Consider the following 16,202-nt stretch of genomic DNA (forward strand, 5'->3'; position numbering starts at 1 on the left):
TATCCCTGTCATCCTATTGAGTATCAGCAAGCAGTGTCAGCTTAAAATTCAGGATTTATTCATGCAAAAAATAGTATTAGCGACCGGCAATCCCGGGAAAGTCCGTGAGCTGGCAACCTTGCTTGCTGATTTCGGCTTAGATGTTGTCGCGCAAACAGAACTGGACGTTGAATCAGTTGAAGAAACCGGCTTAACATTTATCGAAAATGCCATCTTAAAAGCACGCCATGCGGCGCAAAAAACCGGTTTACCCGCAATTGCCGATGACTCGGGTTTGGCTGTGGATGCTTTGGGTGGTGCGCCCGGTATTTATTCCGCGCGCTACGCCGGTGTTGATGCCAGCGATCAGGAAAACCTCGATAAGCTACTGGTGACACTGAAAGATGTTCCCGATGGGCAGCGCAGCGCTCAATTCCATTGCGTGTTGGTTTATATGCGCCATGGTGATGATCCTACGCCATTGGTGTTCCACGGCCAATGGCCCGGCGTGATTGCCCATCAGCCCGCAGGAGCGGCTGGATTTGGCTATGACCCTATTTTTTATGTCCCAGAATTGGGTAAAACTGCCGCAGAACTGACCCGAGAAGAGAAGCATGCGGTATCTCATCGCGGCCAAGCCCTAAAGCTAATGTTGGATGCGCTACGCAATGCTTAAGTTACCGCCGCTGAGCCTCTATATTCATATTCCTTGGTGTGTGCAGAAGTGTCCTTACTGCGACTTTAACTCTCATGCGCTGAAAGGTGATGTCCCTCATCAGGAATATGTCGAGCACTTATTGGCGGATCTTGATATAGACGCACCGTTGGTGAGTGGCCGTGAGGTCAGCACTATTTTTATTGGCGGTGGCACGCCCAGTTTGCTCAGTGCCGAAGCGATGCAACAGTTGCTCGACGGTGTACGCGCCAGATTGCCGGTTGCCATTGATGCTGAAATCACCATGGAAGCCAACCCCGGCGCAGTCGAAGCCGATCGGTTTAGCGGTTATCAGCGCGCCGGTATCAATCGCATTTCAATTGGTGTGCAAAGCTTTAGCGCGCAAAAGTTAGTTCGTCTTGGCCGGATACACGGGCCAGAAGAGGCCAAGCGTGCAGCAGCATTAGCAACAGCATTAGGGCTACGCAGTTTTAATCTTGATTTGATGCATGGTTTACCCGACCAAACATTAGAAGAAGCGCTGGATGATTTGCGTCAAGCGATTGCGCTCAATCCCCCTCATTTATCTTGGTATCAGTTGACTATCGAGCCAAATACCGGTTTTAGTTCTCGCCCCCCTGTCCTACCAGATGACGATGCGCTATGGGATATTTTCCAGCAGGGGCACCAATTACTTAGCGCCGCAGGATATCAACAATACGAAACCTCGGCCTATGCCAAACCGGGCTATCAGTGCCAGCACAACCTGAATTACTGGCGTTTTGGGGATTATCTGGGGATCGGTTGTGGCGCTCACGGTAAAATCACCTTCAGCGACGGACGGATTTTGCGCACAATAAAAACCAAACATCCCCGTGGTTTTATGCAGGGCAAATATCTCGATAAAAAGTATGAAGTGGAAACAGCGGATCGGCCTTTTGAATTCTTTATGAACCGTTTTCGTTTGCTGGAAGCTGCACCTCGTGCGGATTTCTATCATTTTACCGGTTTAGCTGAAAGTCATATCCGGCCGCAATTGGATGAGGCGTTAGCGAAAGGGTATTTGATTGAAACAGAAGAGAATTGGCAGATTACCGAGAAAGGAAAGCTATTCCTTAACTCGCTGTTAGAGCTGTTTTTATAACCATTCATACCTGGTTTAGCATTCACATCTGAGGGCAGTTATCGCCCCTCAGATGTACTTAAAATAGCTTATCAGACTGCTGACAAACACCGGTGGATCGACCTAGAACGGTGAGGACAGGCAGAAGAGTAAAGGATGGCGCGGCTCGAGCCTCCAAGGATGGATTCACGGCGTCTTTACGATCTGCTTGTCCTCTCGACAAAGGGTACATTGCCAGCTATAGCTTATTTAGCCTACTTTGATGGTAGCCACCCATCTACAATTAGTTCAAAGAATTAAGTAAATCTTTCCGCTGTTGTTCTAGCGTAGTGACTCGGCTACAAACTTCATGGCCAAACTGCTGGAAGTCCTGTTCCTGATTATTCCATTCATTCTGGATAGCCTGCTGCAACCCGCCCAAATTACCCATGATGGCTTGTAATGGGTTATTGCCCGCGCCACTGGTCGCTTGCTTAACGCCCATTTCATTTAAGCTATCTTGTAATACGCCGCCCATACTTTGTTGCACTAATTGGCGGCCATCTTTCTCTACCTGATCAATAGCTTGATGGTGGAAGGTCAAACCATCACTGCGTTTTTCAATGATACGGCTCATCTGTTGTTTAAGCTGATCATTCAGGGTAGTTAGGCGGTTACGCACATTACTGTTGCTGCCAAGCTCCTTAACAATCACTTTGTCTAAGGAGACGCGTGCTTTTTCCAAACGCTGTTGTGCACCTTGATCTATCCAAGGTAAGTCTTTACGCAACGCTGTTTGATAGCGGAATGCCTGCTGGCGCTGCGCATCGGTCAGCGTCAATGTTTTGCCGTTACGAATAACATCGCCGTCAGGTGAAATCTGCAAATTGCCGCTGGCCCCAACAATTTGCACGGATTGCGGGCTGATAATCACATCATCCTGTGGCTTTACGTTGCACTGGTATTCAGCCTGCACTTGTCCAGCCGTTAGCATTAATATTGCCAAACCTGCCGTTCGTAATGCTTTCATTTTATGTAACATAAGACTCCCGATAAACGGTTTAAAAAATGGAGCGGCCAATCCGCTGTGCCAGTAACTCTAAGGCAGCCGTTCCGGCAAGAGAGTTCCCTGCGTTGTCTAATTCAGGTGACCAAACAGCAATGCACAGCTCATCGGGTACGATGGCAATAATGCCGCCACCCACTCCGGACTTGCCTGGCATACCGACGCGAAAAGCAAATTCACCTGCTCCATCATACATGCCACTGGTAATCATCAGTGCATTGATTTGCCGTGCCTGCATCGGCGTAATTAATGGGTCTTGTCCACTGATACTACGGCCCTGATTCGCCAGATAGACAAAACAGCGAGCCAGCTCAGTACAGCTCATCCGCATAGCGCAATAGTGGAAATAGGTCTGAAGCACCGTCAATACATCGTTATCGAAATTACCAAAAGACTTCATCAGGTAAGCAATGGCAGCATTACGATCTGAATGTTCAAACTCGGAGCGGGCGACGCGGGGATCATAGCTAATACTATCGTCGCTGACCAACTGGCGCACCACCTCTAGCATCCGTTGTTTCGGCGCACTCAGTCGACTTTGCAACATATCGCACACCACCAGCGCGCCTGGATTGATAAATGGATTACGCGGTTTACCCTTTTCCAATTCTAATTGGACCAATGAATTAAAGGGCTGGCCAGAGGGCTCTTTGCCGACTCGCCGCCATACATCTTGTTCACCGTAACGCGATAACGCCAGCGTTAGGCTTAATACTTTCGATATCGATTGAATTGAGAATCGCTCATTCGCGTCTCCGGCCTGAAATACTTTGCCGTCCAATGTACAGACAGCAATACCCAGTTTGTCCGCCGAGACTTCGGCCAATGCGGGAATATAATCGGCCACTTTCCCTTGGCCAATCAGAGGGCGAACCTGCTGTAATATATCCGCTAGCAACGCATTATCTAACACTGTTGCTACCTCCAGAACATTTGCCAACACGATGCTCCAATATAATCTCGATAACAGTTTCCGCTAATTACAGCCCATAAAAACAAAGGCGCCTGCTTTAGGCGCCCTTATCAATTATCTGCCGTTAAAACGGAAGATCAATCCCACCAGATATCAAACAGTTCACTGGTTTCTACATTTTTCAATTTACGCGCTTCCAGCCATTTTGTGACCAATGCACGATGATCATCGGTGCAATGGCCAATCTCTTGCAGGCAAATCAACCCTTCCCACTGCAAATAGCCGCTACCATCAAATGCCAAGCCGTTTGCTTCAATGACTTCATCGATAAAAGCATCGACAGTTTCATCAATGACATCGACACCCGTACCTTCAGGGAAGGTCCATTTCACGGAGAAACCTAATTCTTGGAACTCGTCGATATGCATTTTCTTACGTAAGCGACGACTACGATTCTTAGCCATTATTCTTTCCTCTCAAACATCAGATCCCAAACGCCATGTCCCAGACGTTGGCCACGTAATTCAAATTTTGTCAGCGGACGCGAGTCCGGCCGAGGTACATAATCATTTTGTTCTGAAAGGTTACGGAATTCGTTCACACCTGACATCACTTCCAGCATATGTTCCGCGTAATGTTGCCAGTCGGTGGCCATATGGAAGACACCACCCACTTTTAATTTGCTTCTGACCAGTTCAACAAAAGGTGTTTGAACGATACGACGTTTATTATGGCGCGCTTTGTGCCATGGGTCAGGGAAAAAGAGCTGAACCATATCCAGCGAAGCATCTGGGATCATGTTCTCCAGAACTTCAACGGCGTCATGACACATAACCCGTAGGTTACTTAGGCCCGCTTCATGCGCGGATCCTAGGCAAGCCCCCACGCCAGGAGAGTGAACTTCTATCCCCAAAAAATTCTGCTGTGGGTTGCTGGCTGCCATTGCCACTAACGAGGTGCCCATACCGAAGCCAATTTCCAACACCACTGGCGCTTCGCGGCCAAATAAGGCGTTTAAGTCAACCGGCGCGACCTGATATTCCACGCCCATCACCGGCCAGTAGCTATCCAGTGCCAGTTGTTGACCCTTGGTGAGGCGCCCCTGACGGCGGACAAAACTACGAATACGGCGCATCGGGCGGCCGTTTTCATCAAACTCCGGGGATATGACGTCATTTATCATGGTGCTTTCTGTCTGCTGGTTACTAATATGAATGCGCATTATGCAAAGATACGCCAGTTTATCAACTCTGGAGGCCATAAGCACAAAATTAAGCTGTAAATATCCTCTATATACTTAATTACGTCACGATTTCGGGTACACGAGCGCAGCTAACACCGCTGTTGCTTCAAGGTTGAAGGCCCTCAAAGTCATTGGAGCGACAGCAAGGCAGCCAGTGAGCAAATCCCGATGAGCTGACTCAAGTCAGTGATTCGGGTGCGCGAGTGCAGCTAACACCGCTGTCATTTCGGGTACGAAGGCCCCCAAAGTCATTGGAGCGACAGCAAGGCAGCCAGTGAGCAAATCCCGATGAGCTGACTCAAGTCAGTGATTCGGGCGCGCGAGTGCAGCTAACACCGCTGTCGTTTCAAGGACGAAGGGGGTTTACAGCGCATGAACTCTATGCTGCAATCCAGCCCTAAATTCTCAGCTAGATATTGATACCTGCTTATGATGCAAGCGCAACAATTCGCGCACGCGGTACTTGATTGGTACGAACGCTTTGGCCGCAAAACACTGCCATGGCAGTTGGATAAAACACCTTATCAAGTTTGGTTATCCGAGGTGATGTTGCAACAGACGCAGGTTGCGACTGTTATTCCCTATTTTCAACGCTTTATGCTGCGCTTCCCTGATATTCGTGCGCTGGCAGCAGCCCCGCTGGATGAAGTTCTGCATTTATGGACCGGGTTAGGTTATTACGCTCGCGCCAGAAATTTGCATAAGGCGGCCCAAGCCGTTGTCGAGCGACATCAAGGTGAATTCCCAACGACTTTTGACGAAATTCTCGCTTTGCCGGGTATTGGGCGTTCGACTGCGGGTGCAATATTGTCACTCGCACTAGGCCAGCATTTTCCTATTTTAGATGGTAACGTCAAACGTGTTCTGGCTCGTTGCTATGCTGTTGAAGGATGGCCCGGTAAAAAGGATGTCGAGGGGCGATTGTGGCAAATCAGTGAAGATGTTACCCCCGCAAAAGGCGTCGGTAAGTTTAACCAAGCCATGATGGATTTAGGGGCTATTGTTTGCACAAGATCCAAACCTAAATGCGAACTTTGCCCGTTGAATATGGGTTGCATGGCATATGCGAATCATAGCTGGTCACGCTACCCTGGGAAAAAACCCAAACAAACGATACCGGAAAAAACAGCCTATTTTCTGTTGATGCAGAATGATGCACAAGTCTGGCTCGAACAACGCCCACCTGTCGGTTTATGGGGAGGGTTGTTTTGCTTTCCACAATTTGCTGAACAAGAAGAACTTGAGCACTGGTTGCAGCAGCGTGGTGTTGCCACCAACGGTTTACAGCAACTCACTGCCTTTCGCCATACCTTCAGCCATTTCCATCTCGATATTGTTCCGATGTGGCTGAATGTGACGTCAGCCCGAGGATGCATGGATGATGGTGCGGGTCTCTGGTATAACTTAGCACAGCCACCTTCGGTAGGACTGGCTACCCCTGTTGAACGCTTACTGCATATGTTGGCAAAAACGGAGTTAGCAGGACAATAACAGGCAACACTGCCGCCTACCCAAACTGCTTTATTTGACGATAGTCATACACGAGGATTTAGCATGAGCAGAACGATTTTTTGTACATTTTTACAGAAGGATGCTGAGGGGCAAGATTTTCAGTTGTATCCAGGTGAAATAGGCAAACGTATTTATAACGAAATCTCAAAAGAAGCCTGGTCACAATGGATAGCCAAACAAACCATGCTCATCAATGAGAAAAAATTGAGCATGATGAATGTTGAAGATCGCAAACTGTTGGAGCAAGAGATGGTCAACTTCTTGTTCGAGGGGCAGGACGTTCATATTGAAGGTTATACTCCGCCGAGTAAATAACCATGGGGGGCCAAGCACTGGCCCCGCTGTTATCCCTGAAATCATTCGAGTGGCAGGTAAGCGGAACACAGCGAATCACCGAACGCTTATCTCTATAAGTGGCTGAGGTGAGCGAATACGGCCAATGGACGGGCGACTTGAAGTGTAACGGGGATATTCCTCATCAAGATATGGCTTTTAAGATGAAGAAAATTTTAGCTTTGCTGGTCATTGCACCATTGTTAGTTTCTTGTTCAGGCAATAAAAATCAAACAGACAACGACGCCTTTGTTAAAGATACTAACGGTTTTGATATTTTAATGGGGCAATTTGCCCACAACATCGAAAATATTTGGGGTTTAAAAGAAGTCTTAATCGCAGGTCCGAAAGATTATGTTAAATATACGGACCAATATCAAACCCGCAGCCATATCAACTTTGATGCCGGTACTATTACGGTTGAAACGATTGCGACGACGGATCCCGCCGCTCATTTGCGTCAAGCCATCATCACCACCTTATTGATGGGTGATGATCCTGGCTCTATCGATCTCTATTCTGATGCTAACGATATTCAGATCAGTAAAGAACCCTTCCTCTATGGGCAAGTACTGGATAACAATGGTGAACCGATACGCTGGGAATGGCGAGCGGCTCATTTTGCTGATTATTTACTGCAAACCAGAATGCAAAAACGCACCTCAGGCTTGCATGTTATCTGGTCAGTCACGTTGCAATTAGTGCCTAACCATTTGGATAAACGTGCTCATAAATATCTGCCACTGGTACGGCAATCTTCTGAACGATACGGTGTAGAAGAATCACTCATACTCGCGATTATGCAAACAGAGTCGAGCTTCAACCCCTATGCCGTTAGCCGCTCTGATGCATTAGGTCTGATGCAAGTGGTTCAGCATACAGCTGGGCGAGATGTGTTCAAGCTGAAAGGGAAAGGCGGCCAGCCAAGTCGTAGTTATCTCTTTGACCCTGCAAATAATATTGATGCTGGGACAGCCTATCTGTCGATTTTGCAAAATACCTATCTAGGTGGTATTCAAAATACAACCTCACGGCGTTATGCCGTTATCACCTCTTATAATGGTGGTGCGGGGAGCGTATTACGGGTGTTCCACAGTGATAAAAATCAGGCGGTAAACATTATCAACAGTATGGCGCCAGGTGATGTATTCCAAACACTCACCACCAAACATCCATCGAGTGAATCTCGCCGGTACCTGGTGAAAGTAAACAGTGCGCAAAAGAACTATCGACGTAATTAGCGTTGATTCGTTCTTGTCCGAGTAAGAAAACTAAAATGGCACAGTACTCTGTGCCATTTTTTATTACTGAGTAATGACGTAACCAAAGATTCGCCGCCACTCTACATCACCTTTTTCGATATAAACGCCCTGCAATTCTGGGGAAAAGCCCGGCAGTAAATTAATCCCTTCTTCGAGAGCCAAGAAGTAACGCTGTACCGCCCCACCCCATACTTCCCCCGGAACGACACACAGCACGCCCGGCGGATAAGGTAGTGCCCCTTCCGCAGCAATGCGCCCTTCTGCTTCAGCGATTGGAATTAGCTCGATATTATCGCGGATAAACTGGATATTGGCATCTTGCGGGTTCATGACAACCTGCGGGAAGCTGGCTTTACGGAACATATCCTTTTGTAGCTGCTTAACATCAAAACTGACGTACAAATCATGCATCTCTTGGCATAGCTGGCGCAAAGTATAGCCGCGATAGCGCTCTTCATTTTTGCGATATATCGTCGGTAAAACATCACACAGTAATGCATCTTGCTCAATATAACGTTCAAATTCTGCCAACATCCCGACCAAATGGGCCATTTTTGCGGGGTTTTCTGCGGGTGTTAACAAAAATAGGATCGAATTCAGATCGCATTTTTCCGGCACAATGCCATTTTCACGTAAGAACGTCGCTAATATCGCGGCAGGCACACCAAACTCAGTATATTGGCCCGTGCTGGCATCAATTCCTGGCGTCGTCAGTAATAACTTACAAGGATCCACCAAGTACTGATCTTGGTTATATCCTTCAAACCCATGCCAACGTTCGTTAGGGACAAAGTTAAAGAAACGAGTGTCATTGGCAATAATCTCAGTGTCGTAATCTTGCCAATTCTTACCATCGACCATCAGTGGAATAAAAGGCCGCAGCATTGAGCAGCGTTCTAATAGTGATTTGCGGGTTTCAATGCCCAGCTTAACGCAATCCATCCACATACGGCGGCCGCTGTCACCAGCGTGTATTTTGGCATTCACATCCAGTGCGGCGAATAATGGGTAAAACGGGCTGGTCGATGCATGTAACATAAACGCATTATTAAAACGCTTATGATTGCAGTGACGTTTTTGCCCTTTAATGTGGTTATCTTTTTTATGCACCTGAGAGGTCTGGGAAAAGCCTGCCTGCTGCTTGTGCACCGATTGAGTCACAATAATCCCAGGGTCATTTTCCGTTAATTCCAGTAATAATGGCGAGAAATCTTTCATCATTGGAATAAATTGTTCGTAACCTACCCACGCAGAATCAAATAAAATGTAATCACATAAATGACCAATACTATCAATCACCTGCCTTGCGTTATAGACCGTGCCGTCATATGTGCCTAACTGAATAATGGCGAGTCTAAATGGCCGAACGTCTTCCGCACGCTCGGGTGCAACTTCCCGTAATTGCTGGCGTAAATAACGCTCATCAAAACAGTGGGCATCAATGCCACCAATAAAACCAAATGGATTACGAGCTGTTTCCAAATAGACCGGTGTCGCCCCCGCTTGAATCAATGCACCATGATGATTGGATTTATGATTATTGCGGTCAAACAAGACCAAGTCGCCACGGGTCAATAAAGCATTCGTGACCACTTTGTTTGCTGCTGAGGTCCCATTCAGCACGAAATAGGTTTTATCGGCATTAAAGACTTTGGCTGCATATTTTTGGGCGTCTTTTGCCGCGCCTTCATGGATAAGTAAGTCACCCAATTTGACATCGGCATTGCACATATCTGAACGAAAGATCGTCTCACCATAGAATTCAAAAAATTGACGCCCTGCGGGATGTTTCCGGAAAAACTCGCCCCCCTGATGCCCTGGGCACGCAAAGGTTGAGTTTTTCATTTCAACGTATTTTTTTAACGTCGAGAAAAAAGGCGGAAGTAGGTTTTTTTGATATTCGCTCGCAGCCGCTTCTATTTGTGCGTTATAGAACCCTTTATTGGCTTCCCCAAGCGTGATCACTCCCTTAATCAGCGGCAAGTAATCCGCCGAAACCGTCTGTTCTGACATCACAGCAATAAAAGTAGGAATAGCAAAACCAAGCTCATGCAGTGCTGACAAGATACCGGCGTTCGCGTCTTCTACCGACATCACTACGGCGGCAACATCCGTAAAATCAGTTTGATTGAGGTATACCACTCCACGCTGAGTTTCTAGATAAGAAGCAAGACGGGCACTTGTTGCTATTTTTAATAATGTCATATCACTTACTCTCAAACGGTCAGGTATGAGGCTGCCATGTGGCCTATACATGACATCGCATGGTGGTGGTCACTGATGCAATGCCGGCAAATTGACGTTTTTACGCGCACAGTTCCCTAACGGAAATGTCAGCTTGAATGATAGGTGAACTGATTTCAGCACCAACCAATAAACATCATTAAAATCAGAGAGTTTTCTCTATTTTTAATCATGCCTAACAGTGGGCAACAGATGGCCTTACCGCATGGACGGAATAAGACGCTTAACAGAAGGAAGAGAGAAAAAATGACGTTTGAGACGGTCAATATGCATTGGGGGGGTTAATAGTGCCATGATCGCCTCCTGTGTGATTGATTGAAATGCTGCGGGCTATAAGCATGAATACTAATGCTAAAATTTGCGCAATAGTTGCATGTTTTATCCATTGATTCAACCCTTGAAGCTCAATAAAAATGCATATTTAGTGAATATCTAAGCTATTGTTATTTAATAGGCTTAAAAATAAAAATCGATAAATCAATTAGATAAAACATTTTCTCGCAGGATTAAAAGTGAGTTAATTGATACCTTTCTAACAACTTTTGCGTGAAAATAGAGCAACCGATCGCCTTTACATCAGAAACTCATTGACGAGTTGGTGCCAATACGGTTTAATGCGCCCCGTTGCCCGGATAGCTCAGTCGGTAGAGCAGGGGATTGAAAATCCCCGTGTCCTTGGTTCGATTCCGAGTCCGGGCACCATTTTTAAAGAAACCAGCTTAATAGCTGGTTTTTTGCTTTCTAGCATTTGGACTCTTCATCAAACAAGGTTCGATTATTCGCCCTGCAAGCAGGTCTCACCCCTTCGGGGCCGTCGCAAGCGACGTTCAACACCGCTGCGCGGGTTGTCCGAGTCCGGGCACCATTTTTAAAGAAACCAGCTTAATAGCTGGTTTTTTGCTTTCTGGCATTTGGACTCTTCATCAAACAAGGTTCGATTATTCGCTCTGCAAGCTCGCCGACACCCACGTGTTTCCATTCATTGGCTCGCGAGATATCACTTCACTGAAAACTCCCGATCTTTTGGTTCCTGTTAAAGCGACTGAAGCAAAAGAGATTTACGAAATTGCCTCCCGCCTGCAACAATGTATCTCCGCCATTATGCGGTATGCGGCACAGTCAGGTATTAAATGAGCCACCAAAAACGTAACGGTGTTCGGGCAGCGTACATTCACAAAGCCGAGTTTCTGGATGAGCGTAGGCTCATGCTGCACTGGTGGGCTAACTTTCTAGAGGCAAACAGGGAGGAGGCAGTGAGTCCATTTGACTTTGCAAAACTTAAGTCAGGATAGTTGTCGAACCAAAAGTTATCAGGAAGGGTCAGTACTTCAAACTTCGTGGGTCACGATGCTACTAAACCATATGGATAGGCCCTAAAAGGAAATGAATATGGCTATTAAAGAAATTATTGAAGTACCAGATGACAGACTTCGAGTCACCTACCAAGCCGTTAAAAACGTTGAAGCCATACAAGACTTAATTGATGACATGTTGGATACCTTGTATTCAACCGACAATGGTATTGGGCTAGCAGCCGCACAAATTGGCCGTAATGAAGCGGTTGCCATCATCGATTTGTCCGAAACACGGGATCAACCTCTGATCATGATTAACCCTTGCATTATCGAACAGGAAGGGAGTATCGACAGTGAAGAGGGATGTTTATCGGTGCCAGGAATTTACGCCCAAATAAAGCGTTATCAAAAAGTCAAAATTCACGCTCTAGACCGTAAAGGCGAAGCCTTCACCATTGAAGATAGTGGTTACCCTGCCATCGTTATGCAACATGAAATCGATCATCTGCATGGTAAGATATTTATTGACTACTTATCACCATTGAAACGAAAAATGGCAATAAAGAAAATTAAAAAAATTCAGAAATCAAAAATCTCAGCGGCCTGAGAGTAATCATGATGACACAAGAATTATGCTTCATCGTAAGCGTTAAGTGAGTGCCGTATTGACGATTGTTTACCGCGGGAACTATGTCCCACGGCAGGATCCCCCATGTCCCAGTGCAATGGCAACCCATTATTTTATCTGGCTTTTGCTGATTCAGAAACTGTCTAACCTGCCAAAGTAAACGCGGCGCACGTCGTCAGAGTTTTTTGTACACGGCAAGCCCGCCAGCAAGCAACAGCATGAAGGCCGCACAAAAACGATTGATGTTACGCAGACCTGCTGCAGTCAACAATCGAGCAGCCTGCAAACCACCGAGGGCGTAGCACAACATGATAACGATATCAATCGTCGCCGTGACCAGCGCGAAGGCCACATATTGCCTCAACTGAGGTTCGTCAATGATAATAAATTGGGGAAGGAAAGCTGAAAAGAAGAGAACCCCCTTAGGGTTGGACAGGGCAACAAGCAGACTACGCATGAAAGCCTGTGAGCCAGAGAGCTGAGGGGCCCTTTTTGTCCCGCTAAGCGATAGCCCGGAGGGTGACCGCCAGAGTTGAAGCGCCAGCCAAAAAAGATAGCCAACCCCAATCCATTTGACCACAGAAAAGAGTATCTCAGAGGCGGCCAGCAATGACCCAAGCCCGACAGCAACCAAACCGATAAGAAGCAGGTCAGAAAAAATGGCCCCAGCAATACCCAACCCGATAACACTGCTGTTTTTCGTCAAACCATTTGTCAGGGCCAATAACATCGTCGGCCCCGGGATCACCGTGATCACTAGCGACGCCATAGCGTACATCATCAAGGTACTCAACACTTCCTCCCCATAAACTCATCCTTTCTCATTTGTGAGACAAAGAGTGAGAGTAACGTATTCACCCATATAACCACAGTCATTATATGGAATACTGCCATGACGATTTTTCATACAATGGACTGCGGACAAATTGAAATATCCCGTTCACAAAGGGTCTTTTGCCATCAGTGTGTTGTTTCTTTCACAGGGAAAAGTTGGGGTGGATCTTTAATACTGCTACGTTCACCAATGAAATGAACGGAGGATTATTCATTATTTAGGCGATGGAGATCGCCATATATCGCATCACGTATTTCTCTGGGAAATTCCCCTGACATTCCCTCGATCGCCGTATTAGTGAAGACGACAACGGCAAGGTCATGCAATGGATCAAAGAACCAGTTGTGGCCATAGACACCGCCCCATTGAATGGTACCCTTGCCCTGTGGCGTATTGCCAAGTTTTGGATCAGCAAGCACCGACCATCCGTAGCCAAAACCCCAGCCGGGTCCCTGTGTCTGCGCCTGCAGCCCAACGTGGTCATTCATCATCAGCGCAACAGTTTCGGGTGCCAGAATTCGAGACTGGCTGCTAGGCCTCAAGCTCAGCAAAAATTTCATGAAGTCTGGTGCCGAGCCCAACATCCCAGCCCCACCGGACGGATAGGCCTCAACATCCCACACCCTGTCGGGGTTAAAACGGATCTGACCGTCTCCAAAAGAGACGTCCGTTTGCTGTTCCATTCGGACAGGCCCCCCTATTCCGTCCTGATAGGGCGTAACCAAACGAGTAACATCTGTAACACTGAATCCTGTATCTGCCATGCCGAGTGGGGCTGTAACTTGCTGTCGTATGATCTCAGGCAGATCGAGGCCTGTCGCGGCGCTCACCACACCGCCCAGTACGTCCAACGCCACCGAATAGCGCCACCCCGCCCCCGGCGCATAAACCAACGGTACACCAGCTATACGATGCAGATTATTCTCCAGCGTGATGCCGGAATCCAGCCCATCAGAGATGCCTGCCCGACGATAGGGACCCGTTACCGGTTCCAAAAAACCGTAGCTGAGACCTGCTGTATGTGTAAGCAACTGGTGGTTCGTGATCGTCACTCTACGGCCATCCAGCAGGCTGGGTTGAAAATCCGGCAACCACTGAGTCACAGGGGCCCGCAACTCTAGGAGCCCCTGTTCAACTAGGCGCAACGCGGCAGCAGACACCATAGGCTTGGTCACCGACGACAAGCGGAAAATGGCATCTTCACACATTGGCCGTTCCTGCTCGCGGTCTGCAAAACCTGCAGCACGCCGATAGACGACTTCCCCCTTATGCGCAACGAGAACAACGGTACCGACGATGCGCCGGTCTTCAATGGCGCTGTCGATAGCCATATCTAGCGCAGCAAATGTCAACAACTGCGCGTGTGCAAGCGGGGCCATAATCGCAAGAAAAACCGCAACAAAAAGCGGATTTGGCATGTTTCTCATCCTATCGAAATAGAGGCTAATGGTAACTGGTCAGCAGTGGCGACATTCTGTACAATAACAACAATGACCATTCCACAAATCTATATTAGCTAGGATTTATTTTCAATAGTGACCACTGTGATAAATAAGAAATGCCAGCCACGCCGCCGCGGGCGACCTCCGAGTTTCGACCGGAAAACCGTGCTTAACCAAGCCATGCTGACATTCTGGAAGCTGGGCTACGAAGGCGCGTCTATCACCGATCTCACCGTCGCAATGGGTATCACGCCACAGAGCCTGTATACTGCTTTCGGCTCGAAATCGGTGCTGTATCACGAAGCTCTTAACCACTACCAGCAAACCATAGGCGCCTTCTCGACATACGTTCTGGAAGAGGAAACCTCCGCTTTAACTGGGTTCGAACAGATGCTTAAGATATCGGCTGCCGAGTTCTGCAAATCTGGACGACCACGCGGCTGCATGGTCTCGATGGCCACCCTAGCCTGCGCGGCCGAGAATCAGGACGAAGTCAAATACGTCGCGCAACTACGCAAGACCGCAGTGGCAACATTCAGATCCCGGATTGATCGCGCTATCGACGCAGGCGAATTCAAACCTGATACTGATAGCGAGGCTTTGGCACAGTATCTGGGCTGCATCATCCAAGGCATGTCCATTCAGGCACGGGATGGGGCAACAAAACAGGAACTGATGGCCATTGTGGATATGGCTATCCAGACACTTAAACACGCCGTTGGAAACACGACTGACAAAACACATTGAACAGAAAGGCAGGTCTATGAGCCCCCTCGCGGTCCAGTGGACTGACCCGCGAACAATATGCGATCTTTACGGTACTCCTTTCAAATCACTGCGACGGTGGCCATAGGATGCAGCAAAGGGAGAACAGCGCGCAAAAACGTCAGAGGTTATTCCGAGTAGTATTGCGACAGCATCGATGAGTATCGGATGTGCTGAGCGGTTGGCGCTCCTAACGACAACCGCTGACTAGATCAGATGGCGACAACATTACCGTTTTCATCTAGCTTATATAGCTGATCTTTTTCAATCCCGTTTTCCCCCTCATAAACCACTGTGACACGGGCTCGAATACCATCGTGCCAAGCAATAGCAGCAACACCCTGCTCATTGAGGGTAAAATAACGCGGATTTTTTGCCGCGAAAATAATCACACCGTTTCCACCATCGGCGTAAATAGCGCTATCAGTCCCCCCCGAGAAAAGCACGTTGTTGTGACCACGATCGGTAATTTGGCTTTCATCCCCTGCCGCGATTAAAATCGAGTCCGTTACATAAGCGGCGGTGGTAATAGCACCATTAGTTCCCGCAGTACTGGCAATCGCTTGGCTTAATGTCAGTTGCTCGGCATTAGTGAAGTTATATTCAAGCAGGATAGAAGAAGAGTAACCGAGTGAGGAGGTCCGTGATGCGTCGCCCCCCTGGATATGCGAATTCTCGCCCGTTGTGGCGATTCTCCCTCCAGAGTTGGGAAAATCCACGTCGCCAGTAGCAGAAACAACATCGTCATAGACCATTACGTTATTGCCACAATGAACGATATGAACCGGGGTGGATTTGCCAACGATGTTTTGGTTCTCTTGAGAAAAAGCAACCCCACCATACAGGGTGCCTGCGATCATGGTGGTGCCTTCGATAGGTGAATTAACACTAGACATAGTATTTCCCTTTTGCTGTTGGTGATTTTGGC

At 47.7% G+C, this 16,202-nt stretch carries 15 protein-coding genes, 1 tRNA gene and 1 pseudogene; 9 read left to right on the forward strand and 8 right to left on the reverse strand.

Annotation, left to right across the window (positions count from 1 at the left end; all coding sequences use genetic code 11):
* Nucleotides 1–61 precede the first annotated feature (61 nt).
* Nucleotides 62–655: an XTP/dITP diphosphatase gene (locus BN68_RS13365; protein ID WP_019211658.1), complete on the forward strand. Its 594-nt coding sequence runs from the start codon at nucleotides 62–64 to the stop codon at nucleotides 653–655.
* Nucleotides 648–1,778, forward strand: coding sequence for a radical SAM family heme chaperone HemW (gene hemW, locus BN68_RS13370; protein ID WP_019211659.1), 1,131 nt, complete (start codon nucleotides 648–650; stop codon nucleotides 1,776–1,778). The genes BN68_RS13365 and hemW overlap by 8 nt, the downstream gene beginning before the upstream one ends.
* A 262-nt stretch (nucleotides 1,779–2,040) precedes the next feature.
* Here the strand turns inward: hemW and BN68_RS13375 are convergent, their stop codons facing one another.
* The 4 genes from BN68_RS13375 to trmB form a co-directional block, all read right to left on the reverse strand.
* A complete protein-coding gene (locus tag BN68_RS13375; RefSeq protein ID WP_019211660.1) occupies nucleotides 2,041–2,778 on the reverse strand; it encodes a YggN family protein in 738 nt (245 codons plus the stop codon).
* A gap of 19 nt (nucleotides 2,779–2,797) precedes the next feature.
* Nucleotides 2,798–3,745 (reverse strand): glutaminase B, encoded by a 948-nt coding sequence (glsB, locus tag BN68_RS13380; RefSeq protein ID WP_042806754.1) that lies wholly within the window; start codon nucleotides 3,743–3,745, stop codon nucleotides 2,798–2,800.
* A 107-nt stretch (nucleotides 3,746–3,852) separates the two neighbouring features.
* The gene (locus BN68_RS13385; RefSeq protein ID WP_019211662.1) at nucleotides 3,853–4,179 is read right to left on the reverse strand and encodes a YggL family protein; all 327 of its coding nucleotides are present in this window, start codon (nucleotides 4,177–4,179) and stop codon (nucleotides 3,853–3,855) included.
* Nucleotides 4,179–4,898 carry a tRNA (guanosine(46)-N7)-methyltransferase TrmB gene (trmB, locus tag BN68_RS13390; RefSeq protein ID WP_042806782.1) on the reverse strand — a complete coding sequence of 240 codons (720 nt, stop codon included), beginning with the start codon at nucleotides 4,896–4,898 and terminating at the stop codon, nucleotides 4,179–4,181. Before trmB ends, BN68_RS13385 begins: the two co-directional genes overlap by 1 nt.
* Nucleotides 4,899–5,387: 489 nt before the next feature.
* On the opposite strand from trmB, the gene mutY reads away from it, so the two are divergent.
* From mutY to mltC, 3 genes are all read left to right on the forward strand, one after another.
* The gene (gene mutY / locus BN68_RS13395; protein WP_042806755.1) at nucleotides 5,388–6,449 is read left to right on the forward strand and encodes an A/G-specific adenine glycosylase; all 1,062 of its coding nucleotides are present in this window, start codon (nucleotides 5,388–5,390) and stop codon (nucleotides 6,447–6,449) included.
* A gap of 63 nt (nucleotides 6,450–6,512) precedes the next feature.
* A complete protein-coding gene (locus BN68_RS13400; protein ID WP_019211664.1) occupies nucleotides 6,513–6,785 on the forward strand; it encodes an oxidative damage protection protein in 273 nt (90 codons plus the stop codon).
* A gap of 182 nt (nucleotides 6,786–6,967) precedes the next feature.
* Nucleotides 6,968–8,044, forward strand: coding sequence for a membrane-bound lytic murein transglycosylase MltC (gene mltC, locus BN68_RS13405; protein WP_042806783.1), 1,077 nt, complete (start codon nucleotides 6,968–6,970; stop codon nucleotides 8,042–8,044).
* A gap of 63 nt (nucleotides 8,045–8,107) precedes the next feature.
* Here the strand turns inward: mltC and speF are convergent, their stop codons facing one another.
* Nucleotides 8,108–10,270 (reverse strand): ornithine decarboxylase SpeF, encoded by a 2,163-nt coding sequence (speF, locus tag BN68_RS13410; RefSeq protein ID WP_019211666.1) that lies wholly within the window; start codon nucleotides 10,268–10,270, stop codon nucleotides 8,108–8,110.
* 665 nt (nucleotides 10,271–10,935) lie between these two features.
* On the opposite strand from speF, the gene BN68_RS13415 reads away from it, so the two are divergent.
* The 3 genes and pseudogenes from BN68_RS13415 (at nucleotide 10,936) to def (ending at nucleotide 12,211) form a co-directional block, all read left to right on the forward strand.
* Nucleotides 10,936–11,011, forward strand: a tRNA-Phe gene (locus BN68_RS13415).
* A gap of 249 nt (nucleotides 11,012–11,260) precedes the next feature.
* A pseudogene (locus BN68_RS24600) lies at nucleotides 11,261–11,437 on the forward strand (phage integrase central domain-containing protein); the annotation flags it as partial.
* A gap of 261 nt (nucleotides 11,438–11,698) precedes the next feature.
* The gene (gene def, locus BN68_RS13420) at nucleotides 11,699–12,211 is read left to right on the forward strand and encodes a peptide deformylase (protein ID WP_019211669.1); all 513 of its coding nucleotides are present in this window, start codon (nucleotides 11,699–11,701) and stop codon (nucleotides 12,209–12,211) included.
* A gap of 196 nt (nucleotides 12,212–12,407) precedes the next feature.
* Here the strand turns inward: def and BN68_RS13425 are convergent, their stop codons facing one another.
* Both BN68_RS13425 and BN68_RS13430 read right to left on the reverse strand, forming a co-directional pair.
* The gene (locus BN68_RS13425; RefSeq protein ID WP_231294037.1) at nucleotides 12,408–13,028 is read right to left on the reverse strand and encodes a LysE family translocator; all 621 of its coding nucleotides are present in this window, start codon (nucleotides 13,026–13,028) and stop codon (nucleotides 12,408–12,410) included.
* 245 nt (nucleotides 13,029–13,273) lie between these two features.
* A complete protein-coding gene (locus BN68_RS13430) occupies nucleotides 13,274–14,485 on the reverse strand; it encodes a serine hydrolase domain-containing protein (protein ID WP_019211671.1) in 1,212 nt (403 codons plus the stop codon).
* Between the two features lie 189 nt (nucleotides 14,486–14,674).
* Here BN68_RS13430 and BN68_RS13435 point away from each other — a divergent pair, with 189 nt between their 5' ends.
* Entirely contained in the window at nucleotides 14,675–15,256 is a 582-nt protein-coding gene (locus BN68_RS13435; protein ID WP_019211672.1) for a TetR/AcrR family transcriptional regulator, read from the forward strand.
* A gap of 230 nt (nucleotides 15,257–15,486) precedes the next feature.
* Here BN68_RS13435 and BN68_RS13440 read toward each other — a convergent pair whose 3' ends face one another.
* Nucleotides 15,487–16,170 (reverse strand): hypothetical protein, encoded by a 684-nt coding sequence (locus BN68_RS13440; RefSeq protein WP_019211673.1) that lies wholly within the window; start codon nucleotides 16,168–16,170, stop codon nucleotides 15,487–15,489.
* Nucleotides 16,171–16,202: the final 32 nt, after the last annotated feature.

This window comes from Yersinia massiliensis CCUG 53443, from assembly GCF_000312485.1.
Taxonomy (GTDB): Bacteria; Pseudomonadota; Gammaproteobacteria; order Enterobacterales; family Enterobacteriaceae; genus Yersinia; species Yersinia massiliensis.

Excerpts from the sequence above, each read along its gene's own strand:
- mltC (WP_042806783.1), top strand. The coding sequence starts at position 6,968 with ATGAAGAAAATTTTAGCTTTGCTGGTCATTGCACCATTGTTAGTTTCT.
- BN68_RS13430 (WP_019211671.1), bottom strand. The coding sequence starts at position 14,485 with ATGCCAAATCCGCTTTTTGTTGCGGTTTTTCTTGCGATTATGGCCCCG.
- BN68_RS13400 (WP_019211664.1), top strand. The coding sequence starts at position 6,513 with ATGAGCAGAACGATTTTTTGTACATTTTTACAGAAGGATGCTGAGGGG.
- BN68_RS13440 (WP_019211673.1), bottom strand. The coding sequence starts at position 16,170 with ATGTCTAGTGTTAATTCACCTATCGAAGGCACCACCATGATCGCAGGC.
- speF (WP_019211666.1), bottom strand. The coding sequence starts at position 10,270 with ATGACATTATTAAAAATAGCAACAAGTGCCCGTCTTGCTTCTTATCTA.
- mutY (WP_042806755.1), top strand. The coding sequence starts at position 5,388 with ATGATGCAAGCGCAACAATTCGCGCACGCGGTACTTGATTGGTACGAA.
- hemW (WP_019211659.1), top strand. The coding sequence starts at position 648 with ATGCTTAAGTTACCGCCGCTGAGCCTCTATATTCATATTCCTTGGTGT.
- trmB (WP_042806782.1), bottom strand. The coding sequence starts at position 4,898 with ATGATAAATGACGTCATATCCCCGGAGTTTGATGAAAACGGCCGCCCG.
- BN68_RS13375 (WP_019211660.1), bottom strand. The coding sequence starts at position 2,778 with ATGTTACATAAAATGAAAGCATTACGAACGGCAGGTTTGGCAATATTA.
- def (WP_019211669.1), top strand. The coding sequence starts at position 11,699 with ATGGCTATTAAAGAAATTATTGAAGTACCAGATGACAGACTTCGAGTC.
- BN68_RS13385 (WP_019211662.1), bottom strand. The coding sequence starts at position 4,179 with ATGGCTAAGAATCGTAGTCGTCGCTTACGTAAGAAAATGCATATCGAC.
- BN68_RS13365 (WP_019211658.1), top strand. The coding sequence starts at position 62 with ATGCAAAAAATAGTATTAGCGACCGGCAATCCCGGGAAAGTCCGTGAG.